Origin of the sequence: Lentzea sp. NPDC005914 (assembly GCF_040629405.1) — a bacterium.
GTDB lineage: Bacteria > Actinomycetota > Actinomycetes > Mycobacteriales > Pseudonocardiaceae > Lentzea.
Genome location: NZ_JBEXVQ010000003.1, coordinates 111,868 through 130,568, shown reverse-complemented (window position 1 = coordinate 130,568; position 18,701 = coordinate 111,868). Strand labels below are relative to the sequence as shown.

Annotated in this window: 7 protein-coding genes; all 7 read left to right on the top strand. The window is 69.3% G+C overall.

Going from position 1 to position 18,701, the window contains the following annotated elements:
• Positions 1–32 precede the first annotated feature (32 nt).
• The 7 genes from ABZ345_RS05735 (at position 33) to ABZ345_RS05705 (ending at position 18,683) form a co-directional block, all read left to right on the top strand.
• Complete coding sequence (locus ABZ345_RS05735) at positions 33–1,328, top strand: ArgE/DapE family deacylase (RefSeq protein ID WP_359843342.1); 1,296 nt, start codon at positions 33–35, stop codon at positions 1,326–1,328.
• Positions 1,329–1,415: 87 nt separating this feature from the next.
• On the top strand, positions 1,416–2,162 hold the full coding sequence (locus tag ABZ345_RS05730; RefSeq protein ID WP_359843340.1) for a DUF2306 domain-containing protein: 747 nt from the start codon (positions 1,416–1,418) through the stop codon (positions 2,160–2,162).
• Between the two features lie 199 nt (positions 2,163–2,361).
• Positions 2,362–4,407 (top strand): BTAD domain-containing putative transcriptional regulator, encoded by a 2,046-nt coding sequence (locus ABZ345_RS05725; RefSeq protein ID WP_359843338.1) that lies wholly within the window; start codon positions 2,362–2,364, stop codon positions 4,405–4,407.
• 95 nt (positions 4,408–4,502) lie between these two features.
• Positions 4,503–9,389, top strand: coding sequence for an amino acid adenylation domain-containing protein (locus ABZ345_RS05720; protein ID WP_359843337.1), 4,887 nt, complete (start codon positions 4,503–4,505; stop codon positions 9,387–9,389).
• Between the two features lie 5 nt (positions 9,390–9,394).
• Positions 9,395–12,370: a type I polyketide synthase gene (locus ABZ345_RS05715; protein ID WP_359843335.1), complete on the top strand. Its 2,976-nt coding sequence runs from the start codon at positions 9,395–9,397 to the stop codon at positions 12,368–12,370.
• A complete protein-coding gene (locus tag ABZ345_RS05710; RefSeq protein WP_359843333.1) occupies positions 12,367–12,564 on the top strand; it encodes an MbtH family NRPS accessory protein in 198 nt (65 codons plus the stop codon). The genes ABZ345_RS05715 and ABZ345_RS05710 overlap by 4 nt, the downstream gene beginning before the upstream one ends.
• The gene (locus ABZ345_RS05705; RefSeq protein WP_359843331.1) at positions 12,561–18,683 is read left to right on the top strand and encodes a condensation domain-containing protein; all 6,123 of its coding nucleotides are present in this window, start codon (positions 12,561–12,563) and stop codon (positions 18,681–18,683) included. The genes ABZ345_RS05710 and ABZ345_RS05705 overlap by 4 nt, the downstream gene beginning before the upstream one ends.
• The last annotated feature ends 18 nt before the right edge of the window (positions 18,684–18,701 follow it).

Here is an 18,701-nt window from a genome sequence, read left to right as displayed (position 1 = left end):
CGCGGGGTCGAACGATCGCTACTTTCAGCGTCGTGAACCGAACCCACGGGGCAGACGCCGGCTTGTCGGCCGCGGAAGCACGCGTTCTCGACGCCATTGACGACCAGGCACTCGTCGACGAACTGGTCGCGCTGATCCGGGTTCCGAGTGTCACCGGCAGCGACGCCGAGTCCGACCTGCAGCACTGGCACGCCGGCCGGCTCACCGAGCTGGGCTTCGACGTCGACACGTGGAAGCTCGATCTCGACGACCTCGCCGCCCACCCGGACCACCCCGGCACCGAGGCGGCCCGCACCGAGGGCTACGGAGTGGTGGGCGTCCTGGGACCGGCCGGCGTCCCGGCGCTCGTGCTGCAGGGGCACGTCGACGTGGTGCCGACCGGCGACCTCGACAACTGGGCTGATCGGGACCCGTGGAGCGGCGCGATCAAGCAGAACGTCGTCCACGGGCGCGGTGCCTGCGACATGAAGGCCGGCGCGGCCGCGAACCTCGCCGTCGCCCGAGCGCTCGTCTTGTCCGGGGTGAAGCTGGAGAAGCCGTTCGCACTCCACGCGGTGATCAGTGAGGAGGACGGCGGCATCGGCGCGTTCGCGACCATGCTGCGCGGTCACCAGGGCGAGGCAGCGGTGATCACCGAGCCCACCAGCGGCAACGTCGTGGTCGCCAATGCCGGAGCTCTGACCTTCGCGCTGCGAGTGCACGGCCAGGCGACCCACGGAAGCTCCAGGCTCGCCGGCCACAGCGCTCTCGACGCGTTCCTGCCCGTCCACGCCGCGATCAGGGAGCTGGAACGGGAACGCAACGCGCACCCCGACGCCCTGTTCGACGGCAACGTGCTGCCCTACCCGATCTCGATCGGCACCGTCCGCGCGGGGGACTGGGCGAGCAGCGTTCCCGATCTCCTCGTCGCCGAAGGACGGCTCGGCGTCCACCTCGGCGAACCACCGGCCGAAGCACGGGCCGCGCTGGAACGAGCGATCGCCGACGCCTGCTCCCGAGACCCGTGGCTGCGCGACCACCCCGTCGAGGTCACCTGGCCGGGCGGGCAGTTCGCCAGCGGGCGCATCGACACCGGGCATCCGTTGGTGGACGAGGTGGTCGACTCGATCCGGGTCGCGGAGGGTCGTGACGCCGGCCTCGTCGCAGCGCCGTACGGCAGCGATCTGCGCCACTACACCGGCATCGGTGGCATCCCCACCCTCCACTATGGACCGGGTGACGTCCGCCTGGCGCACGGACCGCGGGAGCAGGTGGACATCGGCGAACTGCTGCGGGCCACGCGCGCCCTCGCCGTACTCACGGCGCGCCGCTGCGGCGTGCACCTGTAGTTCACCGTTCGCACCGGCACAGACCGAAAGGCTGCCGTCAGCCTTCGCTAAACCCGCTCTAAGGGCTGGTTTCTAGCGTTGCGCAGCATGACACAGCACGTTGACAACGCGGATACCGCGGTCGAGCGGATACATACGCCAGGTGTCGCGACGCCTCCGGTTAGCAGACGTTGGCGTCGTCCGGCAATGATTGTCTTCGCGGTGGCCGCCATCGCTTATGTCGCCTATAAACTGCCGCCATACCTCGGTCTTGATCCGAACGAGGCTCCGATCCCGACAGACTCCCCGGCGCACTACGCGGTTCTCGTCGGCCATGTGTTCGCCGGCTCGATCGCGCTCCTTACCGCAGTGCTTCAACTTTGGCCATGGCTACGCCGGAAACATCCCGCTGTCCACCGATTCACCGGACGGGTCTACCTCGTCGCGGGCGCGTTACCTGCCGCAGTGCTGGCCGTCAGCGCCTATCCACAGGTGCCCGGGGCCGGTCGTGTCGCCGTCGTCGTAGCAGGCACATTGTGGTCGGTGACAGCCGTTCTCGGCTGGATAGCCGCACGACGGAAGCGGTACGCCGAGCACCGTCGGTGGATGGTCTACAGCTTCGCGATCATGTGGGGCTACGGGGTCTGGGTCTTCGTGTTCGCCAACGCGTTCTACTACGTCGTCGGGTTGGACGAGGCCACTTCCATGGAAGCGGCCCGCTGGGGCGGTTGGATAAGCAACCTCGTGATTGCCCATTGGTGGATGGAACGAACCGCGGGCCGGACGATCATCGGCACGCCGAGGCGGTCACGTAAGCGCAGGGAAACCGTCGAGTCGGCACCTGACGTGCGATGACGTACTGGTTGCGTGGCTTGGCGGATGAGCCGAATCCGGGCCATTGCCCGGACGGCTGCCCGTTGGTGCATTGCCGGCGGAGCCGTTGTATCCAGACGGGACCACCGGGGTCCTAATGTCCCGTGACCAACCAACTTCTGTGTTCACGAACGAGAACGGCCTTCCTTCGAACGGTGTTATTCCTCTTGAGGTTCTTGCCGTGTCTGAGGTAGCGCACGGCGGGGAACCGTTGTCCGCTGGGGACGTCCGGTCGATCCTGTCCGGCGATGTCGCTCGGGGCGACCGGGTCGCGGCGGAACTTTTGGTTCTGTGCACCGACGATTTCGCTGCCACGGCGTTGATCCCGTACGTGGCCAAAGGTGTGTCGGACGCCCTTGCCGCACTGGAGAGGGCACGGCCCGACGAGTCGGCGACCAGGGACGCCGTGCTGAGCATGTGTTTCGCGACCGTCTGGTACCGCGCCAAGGGAAACGCGCGCTGCAGCAGGGAACTGGCGCTGCGCGCGCTTGAGCTGGCGCAGGACGTGGACGACGACGTGCTGGCCATCTGCCACCGCAGCATGGCACTGGTCGCCAGCCGGGACGGCGACCACGCCAAAGGCGACACGCACTACCAGATCGCCCTCAACCTGGCGCCGGGCAACGTGGACAACCTGCTTGCTCTGATGATGACGTTGCACAGGGCCAAACACGCCCTCGCGCACGAGCAGTTCGCCGAAGCCGTGGCCGAGTCCGAAGCCGCTGTCCGGCTCGGCAGGATGGCCGGACACGCCGGATACGAGCCGTTCGCGCTCAGCATCGGGGCCGCGGCCAAAAGTCACCTCGGCCGACTGGACGAGGCGTTGACTGACGCCGCCGGCGCGCTACGGCTGCGGCGGTCGCTGGGAGTCCGGCACGACGGAGTTTTCGTTCAGGTCGTGCTCGGCGTGATCCATCGCAAGCGCCGGGAAGTGCGGCAGGCCCGCGAAGTCCTGGAAGAGGCCGTGCTCGAGGAGCGCGAGAAACCAGGTCTGCGGGCCATCGCACTGGCTGAGCTCGGCCGGGTGTGTGCCGCGGACGACATATCACTCGCCCTGCACTACGCCGAACGCGCGGTCACGGCGAGCGAAGGGGCGGGCCGGATCGGTGCTCTGCTCGCCCGCGCCTGGGTGTCGCTGGTGAGCGGCGCCGCGGCGGCCGCCACGTTCGACGCGGAGGAGGCCAGGACCGCCGCGACGATGACCAAGCGCCCCGCCGCCGCGGCAGAGGCGGTGGAACTGCTGGGACTGGTGACGTCGGACCCGAACGCCGCGGCCGCCCTGCTCGACGACGCCGCCGGCTACTACCGCGACGTCGGCGACCGTCCTGGTGAGGCACGGGTCCGGATGGTGGCCGCCGCGATTCCCGGGTCGCGCGAGACCCGCTCGACGCGGTTCGAGGAGGACACGTTGCGGCGTTACGGCGTCCGCCTGGAAGCGGGTGTCGCCGACGCCCTCACCGTGGTGGCGAACCGGGCTCCGCTGATCGCCGTGCACAGCCTGGGCGGGTTCCGGGTCGTTCGCGGTGGGGTCGAGGTCCCGGCGAAGGAGTGGCAGTCCAAGAAGGCGCGTGACCTGCTGAAGATCCTGATCAGTCATCGGGGCGTCCCCGTGCCCCGCTCCCGTCTGATGGAACTGTTGTGGCCCAACCAGTCACCGGCCACCGGAGGCAATCGGTTGTCGGTGTTGCTGTCCACGCTCCGCCGGGTGCTCGACCCGGATCGACGTGGTCAGCACCCGCCCTTGACCGCGGACCGCGCGGCGGTCGCCATCAACCTCGAACTCGTCGACGTCGACGTGGAACGGTTCATCGTCGCGGTCTCGGAAGCGTGTGACGCACACCGACGTGGGGATGACGACGCCACGACGTTGTTGTCCGCAGCGGAAGCGATGTACGTCGGCGAGTACCTGCCCGATGACCCGTACGTGGACTGGGCACTGGAGTTGCGTGACGAGGCCCAAGGCGCCTACATCAGGGTGCTTCGCGCCCAGGCCGCGCGCGTGTCGGACATCGACCAGAAGGTGTCGAGTCTGCTGAAGATTCTCCGGTGCGACTCGTACGACGAGGAAGCACACGTTGAGCTGATACGTGTTCTGGGTGAGGCCGGCCGGCACGGTGAGGCGCATCGGCGTTATCGCGTGTATGCGCGGTGCATGTCCGAGATCGGTGTCACGCCGATGCCTACGAACGTTCTCCAGCGCGGCGGTGCTCCTTCACCTGCGGCTTGAAGGAGCACCACAGATCGCCCGCACGAAACCTGAAGGCAACTGAAAGCCGTCTGTGGAGACTAAGTCCCACAACACATCCAGCAGGAGGGACCGCGGTGAGTGACCGGCTGTATCCGCGTGAAAACACCGTCCACGAGCTGTTCGAGCAGTGGGCGGACCGGACACCCACCGCCACGGCGATCCTGAGCGGCGGCGTCGAACTGTCCTATCAGGAGCTCGACAAGCGGGCGAACCAGCTCGCGCATCACCTGCGCCGGCACGGGATCGCAGACGAGGCACGCGTGGGGTTGTTCCTTCGTGACACGGCCGACTGGGTTCTCGCGGCGTTGGCGACGTTGAAGGCCGGTGGTACTTATGTGCCGCTCGACCCGTCGTATCCGTTGGAGAGACTGCGGTTCATGAGCGAGGACGCGGACGTTCAGGTCGTGCTCACCGCCCGCGATGTGTTCGCGGAACTGCCGGGGACGAAGCTGGCCGTCGACGATGACGCCATCGCCCTCGAACCGGTTTCCCGCCTGACAGGGAAGATTTCGCCGAAGGCGCTGGCCTACGTGATGTACACGTCCGGATCGACCGGCGTTCCGAAAGGTGTCGCGGTCGGTCACCGCAACATCGTCCGGCTGGTGCGCAGCCACGACTCCATCCCCATCAGCGAGAACGACACCGCTGTCCAGGCGGCCAACATCTCGTTCGACGCCGCGACCCTCGAGGCGTGGGGCGCGCTGCTCAACGGCGCGCGACTGGTCGGTCTCGGCCTGGACGACGTGCTCGTCCCGGAACGCTTTCAGGAAGCGCTGCGCCACCACGAGGTGAGCGTGCTGTTCCTGCCGACCGCGTTGCTCCGGCAGATCGCGATCGACGACCCAGGAGTTCTCAGCACCGTTCGCCATCTTTCGTTCGGCGGCGAGCAGGCGGACATGCGTGCGGTGACGAGCCTTTTGCGACACTGCCCGGACACCGAGCTCGTCAACCTGTACGGCCCGACGGAGATCACGACCTACGCAACGGCCTATCGGTGCAACGACCTCGCCGGCACCGAGACCACCGTCCCGATCGGCCGGGCCGCCGCGAACAGCCGCACGTACGTGCTGGACGACGATCTGGAGCCGGCCGCGACGGGCCAGCTCCACATCGGCGGCGACGGGGTGGCCAGAGGATATCTCGACAGGCCAGGGCAGACCGCGGAACGGTTCGTGCCCGACCCGTTCGCCGCCACGCCGGGGGAGCGGATGTACGCCACGGGTGATCTCGTGCGCACGCGAGCGGATGGCGAACTGGAGTTCGTCGGCCGAGCCGATCGTCAGGTCAAGATCCGCGGCCACCGGATCGAGCCGGCCGAGATCGAGGAACACCTGCGGGGTTTCCCCGGACTGGCCGAGGTGGTCGTCCGGGCGGACCGAACCGGGGACGTGCGGCTCATCGCCTACGTCGTGCTGGCCGACGGTGCCGAGGTCGACGATCTGCGGACATATCTGGCCGGCCGGGTGCCGGGTTATCTGGTGCCCGCGGTCTTCGTCGAGATGTCCCGCCTGCCGCTCAACCCGAACGGCAAGATCGACACGGACGCGCTGCCGTTGCCGGCCGCCGAGGACCCGGTGGCTGACGACCCTGAGACTGACGATTCTGAGACCGGGGGGACACCGACCGAACAGGCCGTCCGGGCGATTTGGCGCGAGGTTCTCGGCCACGGCCCGGCCGACGGGAACTTCTTCGAGCTGGGTGGGCACTCACTGGCGGCGGCACGGGTGCGGTCCCGGCTGTCGGCGGTGTCCGGAGTGGACGTTCCATTGCGGCTCGTATTCGACCACCCGACGATCACCACGCTGGCGGCGGCGGTCGACGGGCTGGCGGGGAACGCCCCGGACAACCGGCCCCTGCGGGCCGCACACCGGTTGTGCGACAGGGACCTGTATCCGTTGACCCCGGCCCAGCGCCGGATGTGGCTGCACGACAAGCTGATGCCCGACAGCCCGATGTATCTCGTGACCTACCGGATCGAACTCGCCGGCGCGCTGGACGTGCCCGCGTTCACTCGTGCGTTCGACGAGGTGCTCGCCCGTCACCAGGCCCTGCGGACCGTTGTCGTGGAGAAGGACGGCGATCCGCGGCAGCTGATCCTGCCGGAGGCGCCGGAGATCACCAGGCTGCACGTGACCAGTTCTCCCTCGTCCCCGCCTCCGGGCCTGCACGGCGCGCCACCCGTACGGGCGACGCTCACCGCCGAGGGACCGGACCGGTGGCTGTTCCAGTTGACCCTGCACCACATCTTCTGCGACGGCTGGAGCATGGGCCTGATCTTCGACGACCTGTCGCGGATCTACTCGGACCTGCCCGTCGAGCCGGCGCCGCGGCACGTGGACGTGGCCACACCGCCGGTCGACGAGAGCCTGGTCGCGTTCTGGCGGGACCAGCTCTCCGGTGCACCGGCCACATTGGACGTCCCAGCAGACCGTCCCCGGCCGGAGGTCCTCGACGAGCGCGGGGACGAGGTGTCCTTCGACTGGCCCGCGCGGCTTGCGCAAGGCGTGACCGGCTTTGCTCGCGAGCTCGGCACGACACCGTTCGTGGTCCTGCTCGCGGCGTGGGAAGCGGTACTGCACCGGTACACGCGGGAGAACGACTTCGTCGTCGCTACTCCGGTAGCGGGACGGAACGCGCTGGCGACCGAGAACGCGGTAGGGCTGTTCGTCAACACGCTCGCTCTCCGGGCAGCCGTGGACGATCGGATGACCTTCCGGGATCTGGTGAACCGGGTCCGCGACACCACCCTCGCCGCGCTGGCCCGTCAGGATCTCCCGTTCGACGCGCTGGTCAAGGAACTTCGGCTGGACCGCGACCCGAGCCGCACTCCGCTCGCGCAGGTGATGTTCGCGGTCGAGGACCGCTGGGAGGACCGGCTCCAGCTCCCCGGTGTGATCGCCCGCTGCGTCGAACAGCCCACCGGCACCGCCACTTTCGACCTGACCCTGACGCTCACGCCTCGGCCGTCGGGGATCGCGGGGCGGTTGGAGTACCGGACATCGCTGTTCGACCGGACCACGGCCGACCGCGTGGTGGACCATCTCGAGACCCTGCTCACCGCCGCGGTGGCCGAGCCGGAATGCCTGATCGCCGACCTGCCGGTGCTGACCGAGCCGGAACGCTCTGACATCGAAGCCTGGAGCGGCACCCGGCCGCCACTGGACGACCGGTCCGCGCACGCACTGATGTCGGACGTCGCGAGTGATCGCGTCGCGATCGTCTGCGAGGACCGTCGCGTCACATACGGCGAGCTGGACCACCGGTCCGGCCAGATCGCCTCGATCCTGCGGGGCAGGGGAATCACCGCGGAGACCCCGGTGGGTGTGTTGCTGCCGGTTTGTTCCGATGTGGTCGCCGCGTTCCTCGGTGTGCTCAGGTCCGGCGGGATGTACGTCCCGCTCAACCCGGAGCTTCCCGCCGACCGCCTCCGGTACATGGTCGAGGATGGCGGGGTCGAGGTCGTCCTCGCGCACAGCTCCACGATGTCGTTGGTGCCGGCGGGAACGAGCGCCATAGCGCTGGATCGGCTGGGCGACGAGACGGGCCTGCCGATGGGTGACGCGGGCGTGTCTCCCGACCAGGCCGCGTACCTGATCTACACGTCCGGCTCGACCGGCCGGCCCAAGGGCGCGGTGGGCACGCACCGCGGGCTGGCGAACCTCGCCAGGGCCAACCGCGACCTGCTCGGCGTCCGTCCGGACGACCGGGTCCTGCAGTTCCACTCACCGGGCTTCGACGTGATGGTGTCCGACATCATGACCGCGTTGTCCGCCGGGGCCGAACTGCACCTGGCCTCCCGGCACGACCGGATTCCCGGTCCGGACCTCGTCCGCACGCTGCGAGACCGGCGGATCACGGTGGCCGACCTGCCACCGGTCGCGCTGCAGGCGATGGATCCGGCCGACCTGCCCGATCTGCGTGTGCTGGTCGTCGGCGGCGAACACTGCCCGGCCGACGTGGCCGCGGCCTGGTCGCGTGGACGGGAGTTCTACAACGCGTACGGACCGACCGAGACGTCGGTGACGGTGACGTGCGGCCGTTACGTCGACGGCCCCACTGTCCCCATTGGACGACCGCTGGCCGGTTGCCGGATCTACATCCTGGACGACGAGGAGCGGCCCGTGCCGGTCGGGGTGACCGGTCAGCTGTGTGTCGGTGGAGCGGCGGTGGGACGCGGGTACCTCGGCCGGCCGGCGTTGACCGCGGCCGCGTTCGTGCCGGACCCGTTCGCCGGAGCCGGGCAACGCATGTACCGCACCGGAGACCTGGCGTGCTGGCGTCCGGACGGGACGGTGATCATCCAGGGCCGGGCCGACACGCAGGTGAAGATCCGCGGCCACCGGATCGAGCTCGGTGAGGTCGAGGCGCGGTTGCGTGAATGCGCCGGTGTGAGCCGTGGAGTCGTGATCGTGCGGGAGGACCAACCGGGGGAACGGCGACTGGTGGGCTATTTCGTGGCCGATCCGTCGCACGATGTCGGCACGGACGGCCTGCGGCGTGAACTGAAGGGCCTGTTGCCGGACTACATGGTTCCCACCGTGTTCGTCGAGGTGCCGGACCTGCCCATGACGCCGAACGGCAAGTTGGACCACCGGGCGCTGCCTGTTCCGAGTGCGAGCAGGCCGAGTCTCGGCACGGCCTACAAAGCACCGCGCAGCAGCATGGAGAAGGCGGTGGCAGCGGTGTGGCAGTCCGTGCTGGGGCTCGAGCGGGTCGGTGTGGAGGACAACTTCTTCGATCTGGGTGGCAGTTCCATGCTCCTGGTCAAAGTCCACACAGGACTAAGGGAGACCACGGGCGCGGAAGTGGCGGCAGCGGAGCTGTTCCGGTTCCCGACCGTCGCGCAGTTGGCGCGCTTTCTGACCGAGGGCGAATCGAGTCCGGTCGCGGCCCGCCCGGTACCGGGCGGCAGACGGGCACTTGCTGAGCGCACCCGGCGGGTGCGCGGGGGACGGGGGTAGAGGAGATGGTGGACGACGAGGGGCTGGACATCGCGATCGTCGGCATGGCGGGCCGGTTTCCCGGTGCCGCCGACGTCGACGAGTTCTGGCGGCGTGTCCTGCGGGGCGAACCGACCGTGTCGACGTTCACGCCGGAGGAGCTCGCCGCCGATGGCGTGCCGCGGGCGGAGTACGAGCATCCCGACTACGTGCCGGTGTTCGGCGTGCTCGACGACGTGGACCGGTTCGACGCCGGCTTCTTCGGCTACACACCGAGGGACGCTCGGCTGCTCGACCCGCAACAGCGCGTGTTCCTCGAATGTGCCTGGCACGCACTGGAAAGCGCCGGGCACCTCACCCGGATCGGCGACGAACTGGTCGGCGTCTACGCGGGTGCGTCCCTGAGCACGTATCTGCTGCGCAATCTGATGACCCCGAATGCCGCGTCCGAGTACGAGCTCTTCATGGCCAACGACAAGGACTCGATCGCGACCCGAGTGTCCTACCACCTCGGGCTGCGAGGCCCGGCGGTGGCGGTGCAGACCGCGTGCTCTTCGTCCCTGGTGGCCGTGCATCTCGCGAGCCAGGCACTGCTGGCGGGCGAATGCGACGTCGCGCTGGCCGGCGCGGCACACGTCAGGCTGCCGATGCGGAGCGGATATCGGTACGAACCCGGCGGGATCATGGCCCGCGACGGTGTGTGCCGGCCGTTCGACGCGCAGGCCTCTGGGACCGTCGGCGGCAACGGCGCGGCGATCGTCGTGCTGCGGCGGCTGGCCGACGCCGTCCGGGACCGCGACACGATCTACGCGGTCGTCAAAGGGTCGGCGATCAACAACGACGGCTCGTCGAAGGTCGGCTACACCGCGCCGAGCATGGACGGTCAGGTCGCCGTCATCCAGATGGCACAGCAGGCCGCCGACGTCGACCCGGCCACGATCGGCTACGTCGAGACGCACGGCACGGGGACCGCTCTCGGCGACCAGATCGAGTTCCAGGCGTTGACGCGGGCGTTCCCCCGTGAAGGCAAGCGTGCGCTGGGGTCGGTGAAGGCCGTCACCGGGCACCTGGACGTGGCGGCGGGGGTGACCGGGCTGATCAAGGCCAGCCTGGCCGTGCACCACGGGGTGATCCCGCCCAGCCCGTACTTCACCGCCCCGCATCCCGATCTCGCGTTCGACGGCAGTTCCTTCTTCGTCAACACCGAACCGGTGAACTGGTCCGAGCCCAGGCGGGCCGCGGTGAGCTCGTTCGGGATCGGTGGGACCAACGCGCACGTCATCCTCGAACAAGCTCCGGACGCGGGTCGGCGGCCGGCCGAGCGCGGAGAGTATCTCCTGCCCTTGTCGGCACGCACGCCGGGCGCACTGGCGAAGGCGGGCGATGACCTGAAGGAACACCTGAGCTTCCACGACGTGCCGCTGGCCGATGTGGCGCACACGTTGCAGACCACTCGCCGCAAGTTCGAGCACCGGCTCGTGGTGGTCGGCCGTGACCGGGACGAGGCCGTCGCCCGACTCGCTCTGAAGTCCGATGTGGACACAGCAGTTGGCGATGCCACGGACGGCACGGTGGCGTTCCTGTTCCCCGGGCAGGGTTCCCAACACCCGGACATGGCGCGCGACCTCTACCGGGCCGAGGCGGTGTTCCGACGCCATGTGGACGAGTGCGCGGAGGCACTGCGTCCGCATCTGGAACTCGACCTGCGTGACGTGGTGTATCCCCGAGGCGATCGGGAACAGGCCGAGGAGTTGTTGCGGCAGACCTGGCTGACTCAGCCCGCTCTGTTCGTCGTGGAGTACGCGCTGGCCCGGTTGTGGCAGAGCTGGGGTGTCCGGCCGAGCGCGATGCTCGGGCACAGCATCGGCGAGTACGTGGCGGCAACTCTGGCCGGAGTCTTCGACCTGCCGGACGCGTTGGCCGTCGTGGCTGCTCGCGGCCGGCTGATGCAGTCCGTCCCGGCCGGCGCGATGCTCTCGGTTCCGTTGCCCGCGGCGGAACTGGCCGACCGGCTGCCGCATGATGTCGAACTGGCAGCGGCGAATGCACCGCGACTGTCCGTTGTGGCCGGTCCGCAACCTCAGATCGCCGCTCTGGCCGAGGTGTTGCGCGGCGACGGCGTGAAGTGCCGGGAGCTGCGCACCTCGCACGCGTTCCACTCGTCGATGATGGAGCCGGTCACCGCCGAGTTCGCCGAGTACGTGAGCCGGTTCGAGCTCCGGCCGCCCGCGGTGCCGGTGCTGTCCAACGTGACGGGGGACTGGCTCGACGCCGCGGACGCCACGGACCCGAAGTACTGGGCACGGCAACTGCGTGAGCCTGTGCGGTTCAACGAGTGTGCCGAGCGGCTCGTGCGGGAACCGTGCGCGGTGCTGGAAGTCGGGCCGGGCACCACCTTGACCACACTCATGCACCAACACCCCGGCGCGCTGGGGCGGAGTGTGGCTTCGCTCGGCGGCCCGAAATCCGACCAGACGGCCGGTATCACGGTGGCCCGTGCACTGGGCCAGCTCTGGCTGGCCGGCGTCGAGGTCGACTGGGACCTGATGTGGGGCGCGGAACGTCCGGGGCACGTGGCCTTGCCGGGCTATCCGTTCGAGCGGGACCGGCACTGGGTCGACGCGCGCCACGAAGACACGCCAGTGGAACAGGTCGTCCAACCGGAACCTGAACGGCTGTCACCGCTCGAGACGATCCGGCGGATCTGGGTGGAGCTGCTCGGGATTGCGGACATCGGCCTGGACCAGGACTTCTTCGAACTGGGCGGTCACTCGCTGCTCGGTACCAAGGTGGTGGCCCGGATCCGCGAGGCCCTGGACGTGGACCTGCCGGCGAGCGCCATGTTCACCACGCCGACCATCGGCGGTCTCGCCGCCGCCGTCGAAGATCTCCGCGCCGACCAGCCGGACGAGCTCGGCGATCTGCTCGCCGAGATCAAGGCGATGTCACCGGCGCAACTGCGCGAACAGCTAGCCGAGACCAGGAGAGACGAAAACCCATGACGCAGCAACCGAACTACAGGGTCGTGGTGAACGACGAGGAGCAGTACTCGATCTGGCCCGCGCACAAGCAGAACCCGGCCGGCTGGTCCGACGCCGGGCACGAGGGAACGAAGGCCGACTGCCTCCAGTACGTCGACCAGGTCTGGACCGACATGCGTCCGCGAAGCATCCGTCAGCGGGAGACGACACCATGACGCACGACCTTTCGCCGGAGATCGCGGACCTCACGGACGAACAGCGCGAACTTCTCGCGATCCGGCTGCGGGAAGCCAAGGCACGCCGTGACGGCGAGCGCCGGACGGAACGGCTTCCGCTGTCGTTCACCCAGGAACAACTGTGGTTCCTCGACCGGGCACAACCGGGCACCGCCGTCTACAACGTCCCGTTCGCGCTGAGCCTGCGCGGACCGCTCGATCTCGCCGCGCTGCGATCGGCGATGAACGCGGTGGTGGCCAGGCAGGGCGCGCTGCGCACGGTCTTCGTCGACGACGAGGACGGTCCGCGGCAGGTGATCCAGTCCCATGTGGACGTTGAGGTTCCCTTGGCAGACCTGAGTTCGCTTCCTGCGGATGAGCGGGCCGCGGCGGCGGAGCGGGAGTCGGCCGAGCACGGCCGGGTCTCCTTCGACCTGCGTGCCGGGCCACTGCTGGCCGCACGACTGGTCCTCCTCGACGCGGAAGAGCATCTGCTGCTGGTCACCGTGCACCACATCGTCTTCGACGCGTGGTCGGGCGCGATCTTCATGACCGAGCTGATCGAGTACTACGGGCAGTTCGCCGGCGGGACACCGGCCGGGCTACCTGTCCTCAAGGACACTTTCGCCGACCACGCGCGCCGCCAGCGGGAACCGGCCGCGCTGGCCGAGGTGGACAGGCAGATCGCCCACTGGAGTGCGAAACTCGCCGGCTCGCCGCCGACCTCCACGCTGCGCGCGGACCGGATCCGGCCCGTGGTGCAGACCCATCGCGGCGGGCGGCACGTCCAGGCGATTCCGGCCGCGCTGAACGACGCCGTGAACCGGCTGGCCCGGGAATCCGGTGCCACGCTGAACGCGGTCGTCCTCGCCGCGTTCTCGCTGGCGCTCCGGCAGGCCACAGGCCAGGACGACCTCCTGTTCGGGATGCCCGCCGCGGGTCGCCCCGCAGTTGCCCTGGAACCGCTGATCGGTTCGTTCGCGAACATGCTCGTGCTGAGGATGGACCTGTCCGGCGACCCGGCGGTCAGTGACCTGGTCCGTCGCGCGCACCGCACGGTCGGCGAGGCGTACCTGCACCAGGACGCGCCGTACACGCGAGTCGTCGAGGAAGTCGCCCCCGTGCGGGATCCCGGGATCAACCCGCTGTTCCAGGTGCTGATCACGGTCGCGGACGCCGAGGAGGGGGAGCGGTCGGCGGCCGGAGTGCGGTTCGCCCAGGTGCCGGTGGACAACCAGCTGACGGACTTCGACCTGTTCGTCACCCTGACCCGCGGCGACGACGGAAGCGAGCTGGTCGTCGACTACAACGCCGACCTCTATCTCGCCGAGACCGTCGAACACCTCGGCACCACGCTGGTGGCGGTTCTCGCCGACATGGCGGACAACGCCGGCGAGCCCATTTCGTCCGTCCCGTCGCTGCGTCGCGACACGATCGCGGTCACCGCGACCTTCACGGCCGATCTGGCGGTCGCGCCGCTGCAGTTCTGGCTGGACTTCCGCCGAGCGCCGGCCACCGCCGAGCGGGTCCCGTACGGGCAGATGCTCCAGCACCTGCTGACCGGCGGCGGGGCGGGCACCACGATCGCCTTGCTGCGCTGGGAGGACTGGCTGCGGCATTCGGACGGTGCGACAGAGGCAGGGGTCGTCCTCGACACCGCCATGAACGACCTGGAAGCCGCGGTCACCGCGTACCGGAGGCCGTTGGTCCTGGTGCGGTGCCCCAGCTCCCCGTCCGCTCGCGGCTGGGCCGGCCTGTTCGCCCGGCTGGATGACCGGCTGGCCCAGTTGCAGGCCAGGACTCCTGGAGTGCGGGTGGAGTGGGCGGACGACACCGCGTCTGGTCACGACCCGGCAGCGGACGACCTCGGGCACATCCCGTACACGCCCGAGTACTTCGCCTCGCTGGCCACCCTCGTGGTGCGCCACCTGCCCGCCCCGGAGACGGGGCCGGAACGAGAGGCCTACGTCGCCGCGCATCTCACCGACGCGGCCGCCGTGGCGGAACGCGTCGCGATGCGTGCGAAGTCCACCGTGGATGGACACGCGCCGCGAGTGGCTCCGGGCACACCGACGGAGAAGCGGCTGGCGGCCATCTGGAGCGACGTCCTCGGAGTGGCGGAGGTCAGCGTCAACGCGGACTTCTTCGCCCTCGGCGGACACTCGCTGCTGGCCACCCAGCTGCTGTCCAGGCTGCACCGAGACCTCGGGCGCGAGGTGTCCCTGTACGACCTGTTCACGCGTCCGACGATCAGCGGGCTGGCGGCGTTTCTCGACGAGGACTCCGGCGGACCCGCCGTCGAGTCGATCCGACCGGCGCCGGACACGGCAGAGCCGGTGGCGTCGTCGATCCAGCAACGGGTGTGGGCGACGAGCCGGATCGACAGCGAGGACGGGCGCAACAACACGATGTACGCCGTGATCCTGCGCGGCGAACTGGACGAGCCGGCGATGCGCCGCGCGGTCGAGGAGATCGTGCGCCGCCACGCCGTGCTCCGGACGACGTTCATCGAGCAGCGAGGCCACCCGGTTCCGGTGGTGCACGAGGACATGACGTCGTGGTGTGAACCGATCGACATCGCGGACGAGGCGACGAGGTACATCGAGCAGCACAGCGCGTTCCGGTACGACCTCGCCGAGGGTCCGCTGCTGCGGGTCCGGTTGCTGCGATCCGCGCCGGACGAGCACTACCTGCTGATCGGCATGCACCACATCGTGTGCGACAACGTGTCGTGGGGAATCTTCCTGGACGAACTCGAGACCCTCTACGACGCGTACTCCGCGGGCCTCCCTTCGCCGTTGCCGCAGCCCGCGCTGCAGTTCGGCGACTACGCCCACTACGAGCGAAACTGGCTGGGCAGCGACGAAGCCGAGTCACGTGGCGCTTACTGGAAGGAGAAGCTTCGTGGTGCGCCGGTCCCGGTCGAGCTGCCGGGCGACGACCCAGCTCCGTCCACTGAGGACGCCGCACGCCAGGTCGTGCTGTTCCCGGCGGCCGCGGGTCAGGCGGTCCGGGAGCTGGCCCGTGCGGAGAGCGTGACGCCGTTCAGCGTGCTGCTGGCCGTCTACGCTGTATTGCTGTACCAGGAAAGCGGCCAGCCCGACGTGGTGACCGGGATGACGGTCACCGGCCGGGACAGGGCGGAACTGGACGGCATGATCGGCCTGTTCGCCGGCCTGCTGCCGCTGCGGCTCGACCTCTCGGGCCGGCCGTCGTTCCGGAGGCTGGTGCGCCGCCTGCACTCGGCCGTCCAGGACGCGCAGGCACACCGGCTGCCGTTCCCAATGATCATCGACGCGCTGCGGCTGCCCCGCGATTCGTCCCGCCATCCGGTGCGGTGCGTGCTGAACTACGCCGACCTGCCCGACGAACCGCCTGCCTTTCCCGGGCTCGAGGTCACGCCCGTGCCGGTCGAGGCGACGGGCGCCGGCTTCGACGTGCTGTTCACGCTGGACTGGCGGGACGACCGGCTGCAGGCCGACCTCACCTACGCGACGGACGTGTTCAGCTCTGACCGCGCCGCCGACATCGTCGCCGCCTTCGGTGACCTGCTGACCAAGCTCGTGACCAGTCCCGACGAGCCGATCGGCGTCGTGTCGCCGGTTGTCGCGATGGAACCCGAGGCGAACGCGATTTCGGTGGCGTCGTCGTTCCCGGCAGACGAGATCGTCGACACGCTGGCGTTCTGGTCGGACCTGCTGGGTGAGCCGGTCATGTCGGTGACGGCTGCGCCGACCGGTCAGGTGCTCCGCCCGCTGCTCGACCCGGACGGGCCGTTCGGAGCGGACCTGAACGTCGTGCTGCTGCGCTGGGAGGACTGGCTGTACAGCGCGGATCCGGCCGTGCCCGCCGCGGTCGCCGTGCTGGAACGGGCGTTGTTCGACCTGTGCGAGGCGATCTCGGCATTCCGCGAACGCGGCGACGCGGAACTCGTTCTCGCCGTGTGCCCGGCGTCCCCGAAGTTCAACGCGATCCATCGTGGCCTCACCGCGCGACTGCGTGCGTTCAGCACCAGCCATGAGCGAGTGCACGTGGTGGAGATGGACGAGTGGGCACGACGCTATGGCGCCGACGCGGACACCGGCACGACGGAATTCCAGATCGCGGCGGCCACCATGATCGTCCGCCGGTCCCGGGCGAGCTCGCACCCGGCGCTGGTGCTGGACCCGAACCAGTTCTCCGCCAAGGAGGAACTGGCGGACGTCGTCCGAAACCAGATCGCACGCGGACGGAAGGTCGTCTTCACCTCCCAGCCCACTGAGCCGGAGCTGGCCGCGCTGGTGACGGTCGGCGCGGCCCGAGTCGCTCCGACCGCGGACGCGGGACTGCTGCTGACAACGCGACCGGCGGAGCACCCGCACCTCACGGTGATCACCGCACCGGCAGGGGAGGGCCTGGCGAGGTTCGCCGACCACCTGTGGCTGCTCGACGAGCCTGGCACGGGGTCGCCGATCCCGGCGGATCTGCTGACGGACATCGCGACCGAGCTGACCACTGCCGAACGGATCGCCGTCGCGACGCGGACGGGGTTCCGCGTGTCACACGAGCGGTCCTCGCCGCGGACCGACCGGGAACGCCGTTTGGCCGCGATCTGGGCGGACGTGCTGCACCTCGGCGAAGTCGGGATCCACGACGACTTCTACGAGCTGGGCGGCAACTCCCTGCTGGCGATCGCGATCGTGTACCACGCCGGTGAAGCCGGGATCCATTTGGTGGCAAGGGAACTCACCGAGCGGCGCACCATCGCCGCGCTGCACCTGGACAGCGACCAGCGAACCCGGACCAACACCACCCACGAGATCGTCGCCGGTGAGGTGCCGCTCACCCCGGCGCAGCTGTGGTGGTACGAGACGGTGGCGCCCACCATGAGCCGACCGGCCCTGTTCAACCACCCGTACTACCTTGAATTGCGCTGGCCGATCGCGGTGGAGCACATCGCCGAGGCCGTCCGGCGCCTTGCCGCGCATCACGACTCGCTGCGGCTGCGGTTCCGCCGCGACGAGGACGGGATGTTGTGGCAGCACCACGCGGAGTCCGTCGACGCGGTGCCGTTCACCAGCCACGATCTGAGCGGCCTGTCCATTGACGAGCAGGACGCGACGATGGAGTCCCTCGCCGCGCGGGAACAGCTCGCGTTGAACCTGACCGACGGCCCCACGTGCCGGGTGGTGCACTTCGGGACCGGCCCGCGGCGCCGGGACCGGCTGCTGATCGTGACCCACCACCTGGTGACCGACGCCATCTCGCGCGGAACGCTGCTGGGCGACCTGCAGTCCCTGTGCGCTCAGCTGGACCGGGGCGAGGAACCGAGGCTCCCGGCCAAGACCACCGCGTACAGCACGTGGGCCCAGCGATTGTCCGAAGTGGACTTCCGCGACCAATTGGCGTTCTGGCTCGACCAGGCGGCAGGCGAGAACACCGCGCTGCCGCCGGACAACCCTGGCGCTGTCACCATCATGGGCGCGTGGGGAACCCTGGACACGACGCTGACCGTCGCCGAGACCTCCGGGTTGCACGACGTCACCCGGCGGCTGCGGGTCAACGTCCGTGACCTGATCGTGTGGGCCATGGCCGACACCGTGGCGGCGCGGACCGGCGGTGCATGCGCGATCGCCACCACCGGGCACGGCCGGGAGGACCTGTTCGACGACGTCGACCTGAACCGGACCACCGGCTGGTTCCAGGTGATGTACCCGGTCCTGCTGCGGTTGCCCGCCGGCGCGACACCCGCCGAGTCGATCACCGCCGTGGCCGCACAGCTCGACCGCGTGCCGCACAACGGGATCGGCCACGGGCTGCTGAAGTACGCCTGCCAGGACGGGGAAGTGCGCCGCCGGCTCGCCGCGAACCCGGAGCCGCGGATGGCGATCAACTACATGGGCAACTTCGGTTTCGACGAGGTCTCCCAGGCAGAAGAGCTCTTCGACGTCTGCCACGTGCCCTTCGGACCGACCGAGGACGAGACCGGGCGCTGGCCGTACGACCTGGACGTGACCGGGACGATCGTCGCCGGGCAGCTCCGGATCGACGTCGGCTACGGCACGGACGTGTACCACCACGACACCGCGGCGGCCTTCCTCAGTGAGGTGCGGACGCGACTGCTCAGCCTGCTCGGCTGAGTGACGGCCAGGCACACC

Coding starts and splice junctions, on each gene's coding strand:
- ABZ345_RS05730 (WP_359843340.1), top strand. CDS start 1,416: ATGACACAGCACGTTGACAACGCGGATACCGCGGTCGAGCGGATACAT.
- ABZ345_RS05710 (WP_359843333.1), top strand. CDS start 12,367: ATGACGCAGCAACCGAACTACAGGGTCGTGGTGAACGACGAGGAGCAG.
- ABZ345_RS05715 (WP_359843335.1), top strand. CDS start 9,395: ATGGTGGACGACGAGGGGCTGGACATCGCGATCGTCGGCATGGCGGGC.
- ABZ345_RS05705 (WP_359843331.1), top strand. CDS start 12,561: ATGACGCACGACCTTTCGCCGGAGATCGCGGACCTCACGGACGAACAG.